The following is a 14,635-nucleotide window of genomic DNA, read 5'->3' as shown; positions in this document are numbered from 1 at the left end:
CTAAACGTTCGGATTTAAGCTTTGACCACCGGTTCAATCCAGTCCTGCGACCAAATTTGAATTTCACGGATAATCGGCTCTAACGCGCGGCCCTTCTCCGTTAATGAATATTCTATGCGAACAGGGATCTCGGGATATACCTGTCTATCGACGATGCCTTCATTCTCTAAATCCTTGAATCGTTCCGACAGCAGTCGGCCGCTGATCGGAAGGGCGGATTGAACGGCGCAAAAACGCTGCGGGCCGGACAAAAGCTGGAATATGATAAGTCCGTTCCAACGTCTGCTAATAATGTCCATACCTTTTTGAAACCGTGGACATAAATTAGATTGATCCATGCGTATCACCTCTTTTTACTTGCATTCAGTATAACCTTAATATCTTATTTATACAAGCACACCTGAATAATGTTAATTACTTGACTATCCTTAGTTATAAAATTATAATTAGTTACGAATAGTAAGTGAATGTGGAGGGACGCACAATGAAATCCTTATTTCTGGCGCATGGATCACCGATGCTCGCAGTCGAGCAAAATGAATATAGCGAATTTCTTAAACATACCGGTGAAAGCCTGAAGCCGGATGCGATCGTTATTTTTACGGCGCATTGGGAGACAGAGACCGTTACCATCTCATCTATGGATGATGAATATGAAACGATATATGATTTCTACGGTTTTCCCGATGAGCTCTATCAAATCAAATATCCGGCTAAAGGCTCCATCCAGGTCGCTGATCATGTCGGACAATTGCTCCAAGACAAAGGAATTCCCGTTGCTTATGATGCTGAACGCGGACTGGACCATGGCTCATGGACGATGCTGAAACATATGTTCCCGAAAGCGGATGTTCCAGTCGTTCAGGTTTCGGTTAATCCTTACCGTCCCATGCATGAGCAATACGCCATCGGCGAGGCGCTGCGCAGCTTAGGTGCTCAAAATATACTGCTGATAGGCAGCGGCGTTACCGTTCACAATTTGCGAGCGGTCAAATGGGGACAGAAGGAAGCGGAGAGCTGGGCCGTAGAATTTGACGAATGGCTGATTGAGAAAATGAGCGAGCACGATTTAAATTCCTTATTCGAGTATGAAGGGCTTGCTCCGCATGCTAAAATGGCAGTACCCCGCGCAGAGCATTTTGTTCCATTATATATAGCGCTTGGCAGCGGAGATCCCGAGGCAGCGCCACAGGTCGTTTATCGTAGCTATGAGTTTGGCACATTGAGTTATTTATCCATGCAATTTTAATCTTATACTTATTCAGAGAAGGTGAGCAAGCATGATTAAACCGAATATAGCAGCTATCATTAAAGATAAGTTAAAACGAACGCAAAGCGGAAATGACGATATTTACGTGATCGGACCGGTCAAGCTTCCGGTTGAACTCGATGGGGAAACGAAAACATTTCATTGGTACAGCTGGCTCCGCAAAGAGGCAGGCGCGGAATTATCTCCCGAACAGCTGGTCGAGGATCTCAACCGATTCTCTTATGCGGATCTTCAGCAATCAAGCGTACTCGTATACGGCGATTTCGAAAATAATGAGGATGCGCTTATCCGCATGCATAGCATATGCCACACGGGGGATATCTTCGGGAGCGCGCGATGCGATTGCGGCTTTCAATTGAAGCAATCTATGCGCATCATTACCGAGCATGGCTCAGGCGCTTTGTTTTATCTGGCAAACCATGAAGGACGCGGAATTGGTCTGTTCAGCAAGGCGATTGCTTATTTGCTGCAAGAGGAAGGCCATGATACAGTCGATGCGAACACGGAGCTTGGTTTTGCCGACGATGCGCGCGATTACAGTGAGGCGATTGCCGTCCTTAAGCTGCTTCGCACATTGCCGGTCTCGATTATTACCAATAATCCGCGCAAGGTAGAGGCGCTTCGCAAATCAGGCCTCAACGTTGCGGGCAGAGTTCCGTTATGGGGCAACACTTCCGTCTATAACGAGAAATATATTCAAACGAAGATGAATCGTTCGGGCCATTTTGGACAAGAGCCCCATACGCTTGTGAAATAAACAGCAAAAGAAGTGAGAACTGTACTTGGGCAGCCGTAGGCGACTAGGTACAGTTTTTTTGCGAAAACATTTAGCGCCTGCCAGTCGTCTAACCCTTCATGGAACCGTAGGCAGTTGGAAGGAGCGGATGGATAATTGCTGCAAAAGAATGGTTATAATAGAAGCATTCCACGACGAGGGAAATACGAAATTATGGGGAGATGTTCCGTTCCGCTAAGACCTGTCTGAAAATGTGAAAATGCTTTTAAAATAGCCATAAAACGACAAAATTATTTTGCGTTCCTCTTCTATTTCAAGTATGATGAGAAAAAATGAACTCATGTTCACATTAAAGGAGTATCAACGCATGCAATCAAAAACGAGCCATTGTAAAATTGTTGACTGCACGATCCGTGATGGCGGACTCGTGAATAACTGGGATTTTAGTGTCGAGTTCGTTCAGCATTTGTACCAAAGCTTGAACGAAGCCGGCGTCGATTATATGGAAATCGGCTACAAAAACTCTCCAAAGCTGCTAAAAGGTGCTGAAAGCGCAGGCCCTTGGCGTTTTCTGAACGATGATTTCCTGAAAAAAGTAATTCCGAACAAAGGCAACACGAAGCTGTCCGCACTCGTTGATATCGGCCGCGTCGATGAGAATGATATTTTGCCGCGCAGCGAAAGCTTGCTGGATCTCATTCGCGTAGCCTGCTATATCCAAGACGTAGATAAAGCGCTTGAGCTCGTTAATGTATTCCATGAGCGCGGTTACGAGACGACTTTGAACATTATGGCTCTATCGAACGTGATGGAAAACCAGCTGATCGAAGCCTTCGAGCTCATCAATGATAGCGTCGTTGATGTTGTTTACGTGGTGGATTCCTACGGAAGCCTGAAACCAAACGACATGAGCTACCTGGTAGAAAAATTCAAGAAGCATCTTCCGAACAAGCGTCTTGGCGTACATGCGCACAACAACCTGCAGCTTGCTTTCGCGAACACGCTGCTTGCAGCGGAACAAGGCGTTGAGCTTCTGGATGCTTCCGTTTACGGCATGGGCCGCGCAGCAGGTAACTGCAACACCGAGCTGCTTGTAGCCGAGCTCAAAAATACGAAGTACAATATTCGTCCCGTACTCGATATGATCGAGAAGTTCATGATTCCACTTCGCGAGAAGGAAGAATGGGGCTACATCATTCCTTACATGATCACAGGCATTCTGGATGAGCATCCGCGCTCCGCAATGGCGCTTCGCGATTCCAAGGATAAAGACAAGGGCGTCGAGTTCTACGACCGCCTAACTACGCCTGAGATTTCCCACAGCAAATAAATAGCAAGAAGCGCCGACCTATCCTTTCCGGAATGGTCGGCGCTTTTTTGTTTAAGTTATTGCTCTGACAGCTCGCCGTCGCCGCGCACGGCAGCCGCTTGATGCGGCTCGTTCGGATGGAAATAACCTTTTCCACGAAACGTTTGGCCGCTTTTGGCAACTGCCGTAAGCTCAACCCCAATATCCTCGCTGCGCCCAAACCATGCTAATAGCTCGCGGTCTGCCACGCCGTTAATATCTACATACCACAAACGGTCACCGTATTCAGTAACGCGTACAAGCTCCGCCGAGGTAAAGGAAAGCTGAACGGTATGGTGCTGATAGGTCATTTCGAATGCGATTAATTCAAATGTTTCCATGGGTGAGGTCCTCCTGAGTACAATACTTGATGAAGCCGGCAGTGGGACTTGCCGCATGTCTGTAAACGATTGTAATGGGAATAGCCCGTTTATGCAACATTCCATACCCAATATTCGTCAGATTAGGAAATACAAAGCTAGGGGGTAGAAAGAATGAAAGCAGGTTATGTACCGTTAAAGCTGAACAAACAGAGAAAAGGCTTTAGCATGCTTTTTGGAGTATCGCTGGTTATGCTGCTTATTCTAGGGGCATGCTCGTCAGGGTCGGACAGAGCAAGCGATAACGTTGGTCGAGTGGAGGGAACGAACTCGTCAGCCAGGGGAGAGGTCGGGGAATCGTCGCCGAAAAAAGGAGAGGATAGGTCTGGCAGCGAGAACCGCGCGCTATCTATTTCTGAAGAGCCAACGAGAATCAAAGAAGGCGGCAAACGGGGATATCCAAATTCAAATAAGAATGTGCAGGCGGGCCAGCTGACGGCCGGGGAATGGGATGACCCTGCCTCATGGGAGCGGTTTGGCAATTTGCTGAATTCGCAAGAAGCAGACAGCAGCAAGCAATTGTGGGAGTTTTGGAATTTCAACAGGCTGGAGGTCATCGTGACCGCGAATGGAAAATCGGTTTCGGACGCAAGCGTTGAGTTGTTGGCAAGCAATCAGACCATATGGACGGCACGAACGAATACGGAAGGCAGAGCTTTTGTTTATGCAGGCCTATTTGATCAGGATACGGCGAATAGAGGGAATTTCACGGTTAAGGTGCAATCCGGGCAAGAAAGCAAAACGACGCAGCCGTTGCAAATTCCGCAGCAGGGCAGCGTGAAGGTTGATCTGGGGAAAAGTGCCAAGCTGTCCGATCAGGTCGATCTCATGTTTGTGGTGGATACGACCGGCTCGATGGAGGATGAGCTGAATTACTTGGAGGCAGAGCTGAAGGATGTCGTCAGGCGCGTGTCCGATGAGCATGGGAATCAGCTTGGCATGCGCGTTAGCGCAAACTTTTACCGTGACAAGCATGATGAGTATATCGTGAGGCCGTATCCTTTTACGACGGATATGAACAAGGTGATTGACCAGTTCAGCAAGCAGAAGGCCGAGGGGGGCGGGGACTATCCTGAGGCTGTGGATCAAGCGCTGCAGGACGCGCTATATGAGCATGATTGGAGCAAGGAGGCACGCGCCCGTTTGCTATTCCTTGTACTGGATGCGCCTCCGCATGATGATGCGCAGGTTATTGACGAAATGAAGAAGCTGACGAAGGAAGCGGCCGCGCAAGGCATTCGCATCATACCTTTAGCCTCAAGCGGCGTGAGTATCGATACGGAATATTTGATGAGATTCATGGCTTCCGCAACTGGAGGCACGTATTTATTTTTGACCGACGACAGCGGGATCGGCAGCGATCACTTGGAGCCTGCGGTAGGTGAATTTGAGGTTAAGCTTCTGAATGATTTGCTCGTAGAGGTCATTAATCGTTACGTGCAGGACTAGAACCAGCATAAAGTTAACGGATTAAAAAGGGTTAGTGCAGGAAGCGCAGAAAAAAGGCAATCCCTCGCAGCGGTAGCTGCTTGAGGGATTGCCTTTTTTATTGCCTAGATAAATCGTAGTGTGGTATCGACCGTTGTGCAAACGTGAGAAGCAAATCTGTTTTGATTACCGATCAAGCGTGAGAAGCAAATCCTTATGATAACTCAGCGAGGTTAATAGAGCTTGCCCTGGCGGTAGAGCACAGTAGACAGCTTCATGACGGCATGGTTATAGCAGTTTTGACGGAGCGGGAACGGATCTCCGAAGAACGCCGGCAAAATGCCGTTTAGCGTTTTTTGCATTTTTTCGTAAAGCATTTGATAAACCTGATCTTCGCTGAAAAATTGCGTTTCCCTTCCTTGCAGCCATTCGAAATAGGAAACGATAACGCCGCCTGCATTGGCCAGTATATCTGGAATGATGATGGTCCCTCTTGCGGTCAAGGCTTCATCGGCCTCGCCTGTGACAGGGGCATTCGCTCCTTCTACGATAATGCGGGCTTTGACAAGTTCAACATTATCTTTATGGACTTGTTCTTCGAGCGCAGCGAGGATAAGCACATCGACATCCAGATAGAGGACGTCTTCACGCGCTAGAATTTGTGCTTTTAAATCTAGGGCAGCAAGGGCGGCTTCATCAAACGGAAGGTCTCCTTGATGCTGCGAGGCATATTCCAGCAACGCTGGGATCGAAAGGCCATCGGGGTTGTACAACGTGACGTTTCGGTCACTCACTGCGACGACTTTATTGTGCAAATAAGAGCATTTATAGGCCTCCAGCGCAGCAACCGATCCGACGTTTCCAAAGCCTTGCACGGCAATCGACAACGGCTTGTCCGCATGTGCGAGCGCGGTTTGAACGAATGGATTGGAGCTGCCGGCCAGCCAGCTGCTTTGCGCTTTCAGGAAATCATGCAGCATGTAGCGGAAAGTGAAGTAGACGCCCTTTCCCGTCGCTTCCCTGCGGCCAAGCGAACCGCCGTTAATGACGCTTTTTCCAGTGAAGCTGCCAAGATAAGGTTGTCCGGGATGGATGCTCTTGTATTCGGCCATCATCCAGTCCATCTCACGCTCGCCAGTCCCCATGTCTGGAGCTGGGATATCCTTGTCAGGACCCAGCACATCGCTGAAATATTGCACGTATTTTTTGCAGATGAGGTAAAGCTCTTTCGCTGAGTAATTGCGCGGATTGATCACAACTCCGCCTTTGCCGCCGCCGAAGGGGACTTCATGCAGCGCGTTTTTTAGCGTCATGAGCGCCGCAAGATTCGTTACTTCATCCTCACTGACGGATTCGTGGAAGCGAATGCCGCCTTTGTAAGGTCCGAGTGTATCGTTATGCTGAATGCGGTAAGCCGGAATACGCACGACGTCGCCGTTATCAACGGTAATACGCAAAAAGGCTTTATGTACTTTGTTCGGTGTAGATAGAATCGCAGCAAGCGAAAGAAAGGCTTGCTCGCGTGCTTTTTCCTGCAAATTCGGCAAAAATGCTTTGTCTCCCATTAGTGCGTTTAAGGATTGCTGTACGATGGCTCCTGTTTGGCTTGCCATAACTAAACGACCTCCTCTGATTTCATGAATGAGATGATTTCTACGCAAAAGCGTTGTCCCTGTTTGGATGCTGTGCGGCAAGTGCTGCAAGTGCAGGGATAACAGCAAGATCAGCTGCAGCAGCAATGGATCAGGGGCAGCACTGGTTTACGTATGAAATCTAACTGTAACATATTGGAGTGGTTAAACCAAAATAAACAAACAGATAACTTTAGGGTGGCGTAGCCTTGCTCGACCATCAGCAATGCAGATAAGTAGACTCGGCTGCTTGTTACAAACTAATTTCTCCATATTCCGATTCCTCTTGCAGCATATTAGAGGATATTGATCCAACGTGGCTCATCTTGCAGCATATTAGAGGATATTGATCCAACGTGGCTCATCTTGCAGCATATTAGAGGATATTGATCCAACGTGGCTCATCTTGCAGCATATTAGAGGATATTGATCCAACGTGGCTCATCTTGCAGCATATTAGAGGATATTGATCCAACGTGGCTCATCTTGCAGCATATTAGAGGATATTGATCCAACGTGGCTCATCTTGCAGCATATTAGAGGATATTGATCCAACGTGGCTCATCTTGCAGCATATTAGAGGATATTGATCCAACGTGGCTCATCTTGCAGCATATTAGAGGATATTGATCCAACGTGGCTCATCTTGCAGCATATTAGAGGATATTGATCCAACGTGGCTCATCTTGCAGCATATTAGAGGATATTGATCCAACGTGGCTCATCTTGCAGCATATTAGAGGATATTGATCCAACGTGGCTCATCTTGCAGCATATTAGAGGATATTGATCCAACGTGGCTCATCTTGCAGCATATTAGAGGATATTGATCCAACGTGGCTCATCTTGCAGCATATTAGAGGATATTGATCCAACGTGGCTCATCTTGCAGCATATTAGAGGATATTGATCCAACGTGGCTCATCTTGCAGCATATTAGAGGATATTGATCCAACGTGGCTCATCTTGCAGCATATTAGAGGATATTGATCCAACGTGGCTCATCTTGCAGCATATTAAAGGATATCGATCCAACGTGGCTCATATAGCAGCATATTAAAGGATATCGATCCAACGTGGCTCATATAGCAGCATATTAAAGGATATCGATCCAAAGCGACTCATATAGCAGCATATGACGTCTTTTTATTTGGTTTAACTGGAATTTCTCCCTTTAAGTTGTCTCATATTAGATTTTCTTTACGTTTAGCAGGAAATTATCCTGTTAATTCCAAGGGAATAGCCGAAAATGAAGAATAATAGCTTAATTAACGGGACAAATTCCTTCTACTTCATCTATCGAGTGCAGTAGACGATTTTAGCGGGAGAAATTCCATCTAATTCATATAACAAGACCAACCACGCAAGAAACATACCCCTTAAAACCAATGCAAAGTAACTAATTTCGTAATTAACTGAAATTCGTTATATAACACGTTTCTCCTTAGGTTTTTCGAGTAATGGCGGCCTTATTATGCGGGAGCGGGGGGAGAGGGGAGCGGGATGGAAAAAAAACAGCCCAACACGACAAGCGTGCGGGAGCTGGTCTTGTGCGAGGCTTCATGTTCAATCGATCCTGAACGTGGCTTGGTGAAGCTGGGCTCAGCATCACGTATGAGTAAGCCAGGTTAGTTGTCCTTAAGTTAGTTTCAGCAAAATAGAGCTATGAGGAGCGAGTATGAACGAAAGCTCGCTTTGTTTACCGAGATCCTCGCGTGCCCACAAGTTGCGGACTTGCGGTGCTTCGTTTAAGCCAAGCTGCGCCAAGGTAACCGTGACGGTATCGGAATGCTCGCCTGCATTGAACAATGCTACATAACGGGCCCCCGCCTCATCCTCCGACGTCCAAGCAATGCGCTCCTCGTCACGGTATAGCTGTCGCGCGCCGCGGCCGCTGCGGTGCAACGCAAGCACCTCTTCGTTTGTCAGCAGCGACAAGGTCCATTCATCGTTATCCCGAAGCTCGCCGCCGAACATTAAAGGTGAGCGGAAGATGGCCCATAGCGACATCATCGTGACTTGCTCATCCCTCGTGAATCTCGTCCAGCGGTCGCTTCCCCCGCCATCGACAGAGCGAATGCCAAGGTGGCCGAGCGGCAGCATGTCGCAATCCGGCCAAGCGCCTTCTGCAACATGCGGCGCCCATTTCTCGCAGCGTTCGAACATTTCATGCAGCAGATGCCACAAATCCCAATAATCATCGGTCATCCGCCACATGTTGGCGAGCTCATTAAGCTCCTCGGCGTGCTCCAGCGGGGCAGGACCCGGTGAGAGACTTAACACCATCGGTCTTCCCGATTGCTCGATCGCATGCCGGATCAGCTTAATCTCATCCAAGTGAATCCCATACAGCCTCGAGGCAGCGATATCATCTACCTTGACGAAGTCAACTCCCCAGGATGCGTATAAATCAAACAAGGAATTGTAGTATTGCTGGGCTCCGTCTTTGGAAGCGTCCACGCCGTACATATCGGTGTTCCATGGACAAATGGAATTAGGATGCGCAATGGAGCGGGCGGTTGCCGGAGTGCCAAGCAGCTGCGTATCTGCATGAGCAGCTTGCCGCGGAATGCCGCGCATAATATGAATGCCGAATTTCAAACCCAAAGAATGGACATAGTCGGCAAGCGGCTTAAAGCCTTGGCCATTGGCAGCTGACGGAAACCGATTAACGGCAGGCAGCAGGCGAGAATATTCATCCATTTCCAGCGGGACGAATTGGCGGTAGTGCGAGGAGTTCGCCCCAGGCTCATACCACTGAATATCGACGACGACGTAATCCCAGCCAAAATCCTTCAAGTGTTCGGCCATATATTCGGCATTTCCCCGAACTTCCTCTTCTGTTACGCTGGCGCCATAGCAATCCCAGCTATTCCAGCCCATCGGCGGCAATGCCGCGTAGGAATGATGCTTTATTGTTTTTGTCATCGGAATCGTCCTCTCTTATCGTAAATATTGCTCTATGCGATAATCGTAAAACGAAACAGCAGCAGGTGGCTAGCACAATTTATTGCGGTCATATGTAAAATATTGCTCTTTAATCGAACTGTAATCGGTCGATAGACGGAAGCTCCTTCGCTAATCGGAAATCCGCAGGTGGGAACCCGACGCGGCTTCGAAATACCTTGCTGAAGTAACTGCCGCTTGCAAATCCGACCGTGTAGGCGATCTCCTCTACCGAGAGCGTGCTGCCGCGAAGCAGCTGGACAGCCTTCTCAATTCTAAGCTTAGTGACGTAATCCATCGGAGAACTGCCTGTCGTTTGTGTGAACATTCTTGTAAAATAATACTTGGACAGCCCAGCGGCGGCGGCTACATCGTCGAGGCTTTGCAAGCGGTGAAATTCGGCTTCCATGAAGGCAGCGGCTTGCTGGATCGGCTGCGGCCAACTCGCTTTGATTTGCTGCTGCGCGGTGCTGAATTGCAGCAGCTCCATCATTAGCCGGTATACGAGCGCGGAAGCTTGAAGGCTGTTTTGAATCCGGTTGCCCCTTGCATCGGCGTACAAGCTTTGCAAGCAGCGAACGACAGCGCTAGTAGGTTCAAAGGACGGCGTTACGCCCACCGTTTGCAGCAGTTCCTTCCAGAGCCCTTGCAGGTGCTGCTGCCTGATCAATACAAAATAAAAGGTCCAGTGGTCGCTTGTTTCAGGCAAGCAGTAATGGTGATTGCCCGGAATTTCCGTGAGGAAGGCGGTTCCGGGATGTATTTCTGTAGTTTCCCCGCCGAGCCGGAAATGGCCGAACCCGGAGATCGTATATTGAAATAAATAAAGAGGCCCGTCAATCCGCTTCATGCCGTCCCAGTAATAGTCGGGGTCGGTCACCTCCTGGCAGCCAGTGGCAAACAGCTGATACAGAGGAAGCTGCGGGGAATCTTGAAAACGATAGCCGTATACCCCATAAGGCTGCTGAACAACCATGACGATGAACACCTCCAAGCTTAGCATGAGTAAGTTAGGTAATTGAATAGAGAAGGGGGAGAATCAGTTGTCGTCCATTTCGGTTTTTATTTATGGCAGCTTGCTTCCGGGCCAAAGCAACCACGCTATCGTCGCTGCCTATGCAGAGTCGTGTCGCCCGGGGCAAATGGTTGGCTGCATGGTCGATTGCGGCGACTATCCCGCACTCGTTCGGGATCAAGCGGCAAAGCAGCGCACTAGTATTATACGCGGTCTTTGGATGGCCGTCGATAGAGCAGGTCTTGCTGCCATGGACGTGCTTGAAGAGTTTCACGGTATAGAAGAAGCCAATGATTACGAGCGGATTTGGGTCTCTGATGCAGAGGATAACAGTCTGGCCGGCTGGGTTTATGCATGGGAATCGTGCAGAGGGCTTCCGGTTTTGGAAGACACCTATTGGCCGGACGTTTATGCGCGGAAAAAAGCAAAGGAAAACTAAAAGAGACATTCCCCCTCAACTTGGAAATGTCTCTTTTGGCTCATGCTTTCTCGTTTCCCCTATTGATCAGCGATAGCTGTTTGGCCTTGCCGAATTATCCTCTCCGTTCTAGGTTTGCGGATCATCCTCATGCTCTTCTGCGGCATATGCGATCAATGCGACCTCCGAGCCGTAAGTCTCGGTCAATTGCTGCTCCAGCCTGCGGATGGCATCAAGCGCGTCCCCTTGGCTGCTAAGCTCCGCAATTCGGTAATCCTTATCCATGTTTCAAGCACTTCCTTTCTACTTCGTAGTGTATTATTTGTAGAATTGCTAATAATGCTTGCGGCTATACATGGTTCTATTCAATCTATGCTTTTTGCCAGCGCAGCCGGAATTGTTCTTTTGACAACGGTCTAGTAAACTAGAGCAGAATGACATAAAGGGACGTGACAACATTGGTTATGGATAGGATAAAAAAGTCGATAATGCGAGCCAAGCCGATCGGATGGACGAACGGCCTGGCGGCTGCACTTTTGATTTTGCTTTTCACAGCATTGGGGTCGCTGCTGCTGCCTTCGCAGGCTTTCGCCGAGCCGCTGGCCGGCAGCGTTGCAGCAGCGTTTGACCCACATGAGCAGGTAGGACATACCCACTCTTCAGAACATGGCAGTGATGAAGGCATGACGGTGGGGCAGGTTTTGTTTTTTACAGTAAGAGCCGTATACTATTTGGCGTTTATGTTCGTGTCGGGAATCATGCTGTGGTCCATTGCGATTCCGATGGATGAGAATGCAAACGCGCGAAAGCTGCTCGGAAAGTGGGAGATTTATGCGCTGAGAACGTTTCTGCTCGCCGTTCTCTTGTTTGTTTTCACGCATATTACAGAGCTGCTGAAAGGTTATAGTGGAGGCAGCCCGAACGAATGGCTCCGATTGCTGACGGAAACGGCAACCGGGAATTCTTGGCTGGCTATCCTCGTGCTGTCGCTGCTTGGTTTTGCGGTTGTGAGGCTGCCCGATTCCGTCAAAATCATATGGGCGCTCCTGCTTGCAGCGGCGGAGAGCTTTAACGGTCATGTGATGGCGCTGCCAGATTATACATTCGCGGTCGTATTCGATTTTATACATACGGCAAGCTCAGCAATATGGGCAGGCGGGCTGCTTTTGCTGCTGCTATTTTGGCGGGCAGACCGTAAGGAAGCGGGCCGCTTCGCGGAGCGCTTCACCAAAATCGCGTGGCTTACGATTCTTCTGCTTACGGTAAGCGGAATAGCTATGACGGCGTTAATGCTGCCAAGCTGGCGTTATTTGCTTTATACGAGCTGGGGCTTGCTGCTGCTCGCGAAAGCGCTCTTTGTGCTCCTTATCGCCGTTGCAGGCTTCTTTCTTCGTCGTCGGGCTAAGAAGGGCAAGCTGCCAAGCGGCAAGCTGCTGAAGCTGGATGGTCTTCTGATGGCACTGGTGCTCATTGTAGCAAGCATCTTTACTTATGTGAGCCCGGAGCCTATTACAAAGCCATTTTCCCATCATCAAATGGGCGACAAGCTGCATTACACGCTTGAGATTAAGCCTAACGGACCCGGACCTAACCGTGTAACGCTAAAAATATGGCTGCCTGAGCAGCTCGGAGCCCCAGCCTCGGTTCGTTTGCTTCTGCACTCCGCGGATCATCCGAAGCGTGCGGCCATTGAGGTTCCATTGCAGGCGGCAAGCGGCGAAAATTATTTATCCTTCCCTGGTTTTACGGAAACGGATTATGAATCAGACAAGGTCGAGCTGCCTACGCGAGGCGAGTGGGAGGCAGAGCTGCTCATTACGGATCAAAGCGGCGCGGAGACGAAGCAGAACATTGCTTTCCGCAATGATTAACGGCAAGCGGAAGGAGAAGCATCCATGTCCTACAAATGGCTGAAATGGCTTATCCTATGGATTCCGACGGTCACCATCGGCCTATGGGAATATTTGCGCCACACGTTTTTACTACCCGTTATTTCAATGGATCTGGGTAATTTATTGGCGCCGGTATTTGTATTTCTGATCACGCTGACCCTGCTGCGGGCACTCTTTGCCAAGCTGGAGCAAACGCAGGAAACGCTGCAGCGGGAACGGGTGGTCAAGGCGGCCTTCGAGGAGCGCGAACAATTGGCACGCGAGCTGCATGACGGCATTTCCCAATCGCTTTTTATGCTGTCGGTGAAGCTCGATAAACTAGAGAGGTCGCAAATCGATTCGGACACCAAGCAAACGACGGAAGAGATTAAGAGAACGGTGCGGCATGTGTATGATGACGTAAGGCAATCCATAGCAAACTTGCATGATGCCCCGCTGCCTGCAGACATGTCTTGGATGCAAAGCATCCATCATTTGACCATGGAAATGGAGCAGACCAGCGGCATCCGTACATCCGTCGAGTGGCAGGTGCAGGAGGGAGTGCTGTCGCATAAGCAGAAGGTGGAGCTGCTTGCCATTATGCGAGAGGCGCTAATGAACGCCCAAAAACATGCGCAAGCGGAACAAATTATGATCCGTGGCAAAAGTGAACCGGGAACTGAGCAATCGAACAGCCATTTTCGCTGCTCGATTACAGACGACGGCATCGGCGTATCGGCGGACAAGCTTTCTGTGAAAGGGAAATACGGCGTCAAAATGATGCAGGAGCGTGCAGAAGCGATGGGCTGGAGCGTAACGGTGCAGCCGGGGAATTCACGCGGCACGAAAGTGGAAATTATTGGAGGGGGCGCAGCCTAATGACGGAGAAAATAACGCAGGTGCGCGTGTTTTTGGTCGATGACCATCCGCATGGGCGGGAAGGCATGCGCGATATCGTCCTCACCGACAGCACTTTTGTTGTTGTCGGTGAGGCAGCCAGTGGAGAGGATGCGATAGCCTCCATCCCCCAGGTGCAGCCCGATCTGGTGCTGATGGATATTAATATGCCTGGCATGGGCGGGCTTGAAGCGACCCAAAAGCTGAAGCTGCTTATGCCGGGCTTGAAGATCGTCATGGTCACGGTCTCGGATGACATAACGAATTTATTCGAGGCAATTAAGCGGGGAGCACAGGGCTATTTGCTCAAAAACCTGGCTCCCTCCTCTTGGATGGAGTATTTGCGCGCGATTTCACTCGATGAAGCTCCGATGTCAAAGGAGCTCGCGTTCCGCTTGCTTCAGGAATTTTCAGTGAGCAAGCCCGAGGAGCGGAAACGGCCGGCGCTTAAGGCGCAATCGCTGGACAAACATGCAGCGGTGATGACAACGCCGCTTACCGACCGGGAGAAAGAGGTGCTGGAACGAGTATCGACGGGCGCTTCCAATCGCGAGATCGCCGCTGAGCTGGGTTTGTCCGAGCATACGGTAAAAAACCATCTCAAGAACATTTTGCAGAAGCTCCATCTGGATAATCGGGTGCAGCTGACGCGCTACGCTTTCGAACAAGGCATGGTGGAAAGATAGGAATATCCA

Annotated in this window: 14 protein-coding genes; 8 read left to right on the top strand and 6 right to left on the bottom strand. The window is 49.5% G+C overall.

Annotation, left to right across the window (positions count from 1 at the left end):
• Positions 1-14 precede the first annotated feature (14 nt).
• Entirely contained in the window at positions 15-338 is a 324-nt protein-coding gene (locus FJQ58_RS12025) for a winged helix-turn-helix transcriptional regulator (protein WP_139993656.1), read from the bottom strand.
• Positions 339-484: 146 nt separating this feature from the next.
• On the opposite strand from FJQ58_RS12025, the gene FJQ58_RS12020 reads away from it, so the two are divergent.
• The 3 genes from FJQ58_RS12020 (at position 485) to FJQ58_RS12010 (ending at position 3,336) form a co-directional block, all read left to right on the top strand.
• Entirely contained in the window at positions 485-1,249 is a 765-nt protein-coding gene (locus tag FJQ58_RS12020) for a DODA-type extradiol aromatic ring-opening family dioxygenase (protein ID WP_139993654.1), read from the top strand.
• 31 nt (positions 1,250-1,280) lie between these two features.
• A complete protein-coding gene (locus tag FJQ58_RS12015) occupies positions 1,281-2,027 on the top strand; it encodes a GTP cyclohydrolase II (protein WP_139993653.1) in 747 nt (248 codons plus the stop codon).
• A 346-nt stretch (positions 2,028-2,373) separates the two neighbouring features.
• Positions 2,374-3,336: an aldolase catalytic domain-containing protein gene (locus tag FJQ58_RS12010; RefSeq protein ID WP_139993651.1), complete on the top strand. Its 963-nt coding sequence runs from the start codon at positions 2,374-2,376 to the stop codon at positions 3,334-3,336.
• A 56-nt stretch (positions 3,337-3,392) separates the two neighbouring features.
• Here FJQ58_RS12010 and FJQ58_RS12005 read toward each other — a convergent pair whose 3' ends face one another.
• Complete coding sequence (locus tag FJQ58_RS12005; protein WP_139993649.1) at positions 3,393-3,695, bottom strand: hypothetical protein; 303 nt, start codon at positions 3,693-3,695, stop codon at positions 3,393-3,395.
• 153 nt (positions 3,696-3,848) lie between these two features.
• Here FJQ58_RS12005 and FJQ58_RS12000 point away from each other — a divergent pair, with 153 nt between their 5' ends.
• Complete coding sequence (locus tag FJQ58_RS12000; protein ID WP_139993647.1) at positions 3,849-5,183, top strand: VWA domain-containing protein; 1,335 nt, start codon at positions 3,849-3,851, stop codon at positions 5,181-5,183.
• Positions 5,184-5,395: 212 nt separating this feature from the next.
• Here the strand turns inward: FJQ58_RS12000 and FJQ58_RS11995 are convergent, their stop codons facing one another.
• The 3 genes from FJQ58_RS11995 to FJQ58_RS11985 form a co-directional block, all read right to left on the bottom strand.
• Positions 5,396-6,775, bottom strand: coding sequence for a Glu/Leu/Phe/Val family dehydrogenase (locus tag FJQ58_RS11995; RefSeq protein WP_139993645.1), 1,380 nt, complete (start codon positions 6,773-6,775; stop codon positions 5,396-5,398).
• A 1,656-nt stretch (positions 6,776-8,431) separates the two neighbouring features.
• Positions 8,432-9,709 carry a glycoside hydrolase family 27 protein gene (locus FJQ58_RS11990; protein ID WP_139993931.1) on the bottom strand — a complete coding sequence of 426 codons (1,278 nt, stop codon included), beginning with the start codon at positions 9,707-9,709 and terminating at the stop codon, positions 8,432-8,434.
• A gap of 121 nt (positions 9,710-9,830) precedes the next feature.
• Positions 9,831-10,715 carry an AraC family transcriptional regulator gene (locus tag FJQ58_RS11985; protein ID WP_162341462.1) on the bottom strand — a complete coding sequence of 295 codons (885 nt, stop codon included), beginning with the start codon at positions 10,713-10,715 and terminating at the stop codon, positions 9,831-9,833.
• A gap of 67 nt (positions 10,716-10,782) precedes the next feature.
• Here FJQ58_RS11985 and FJQ58_RS11980 point away from each other — a divergent pair, with 67 nt between their 5' ends.
• Positions 10,783-11,193 (top strand): gamma-glutamylcyclotransferase family protein, encoded by a 411-nt coding sequence (locus FJQ58_RS11980; RefSeq protein WP_139993641.1) that lies wholly within the window; start codon positions 10,783-10,785, stop codon positions 11,191-11,193.
• A gap of 108 nt (positions 11,194-11,301) precedes the next feature.
• On the opposite strand, the gene FJQ58_RS32325 is transcribed toward FJQ58_RS11980, so the two are convergent.
• The gene (locus FJQ58_RS32325; protein ID WP_162341460.1) at positions 11,302-11,457 is read right to left on the bottom strand and encodes a hypothetical protein; all 156 of its coding nucleotides are present in this window, start codon (positions 11,455-11,457) and stop codon (positions 11,302-11,304) included.
• A 203-nt stretch (positions 11,458-11,660) separates the two neighbouring features.
• Here FJQ58_RS32325 and FJQ58_RS32930 point away from each other — a divergent pair, with 203 nt between their 5' ends.
• The 3 genes from FJQ58_RS32930 to FJQ58_RS11965 are packed head-to-tail and all read left to right on the top strand — an operon-like array spanning position 11,661 to position 14,626.
• On the top strand, positions 11,661-13,043 hold the full coding sequence (locus tag FJQ58_RS32930; protein ID WP_238404011.1) for a copper resistance D family protein: 1,383 nt from the start codon (positions 11,661-11,663) through the stop codon (positions 13,041-13,043).
• 24 nt (positions 13,044-13,067) lie between these two features.
• A complete protein-coding gene (locus FJQ58_RS11970; protein WP_139993637.1) occupies positions 13,068-13,922 on the top strand; it encodes a sensor histidine kinase in 855 nt (284 codons plus the stop codon).
• Positions 13,922-14,626 (top strand): response regulator, encoded by a 705-nt coding sequence (locus tag FJQ58_RS11965; RefSeq protein WP_139993635.1) that lies wholly within the window; start codon positions 13,922-13,924, stop codon positions 14,624-14,626. Before FJQ58_RS11970 ends, FJQ58_RS11965 begins: the two co-directional genes overlap by 1 nt.
• Positions 14,627-14,635 lie beyond the last annotated feature (9 nt).

It is taken from the genome of Paenibacillus paridis, assembly GCF_006345825.1.
GTDB lineage: Bacteria > Bacillota > Bacilli > Paenibacillales > Paenibacillaceae > Pristimantibacillus > Pristimantibacillus paridis.
This window is presented reverse-complemented; position numbering and strand designations above follow the sequence as displayed.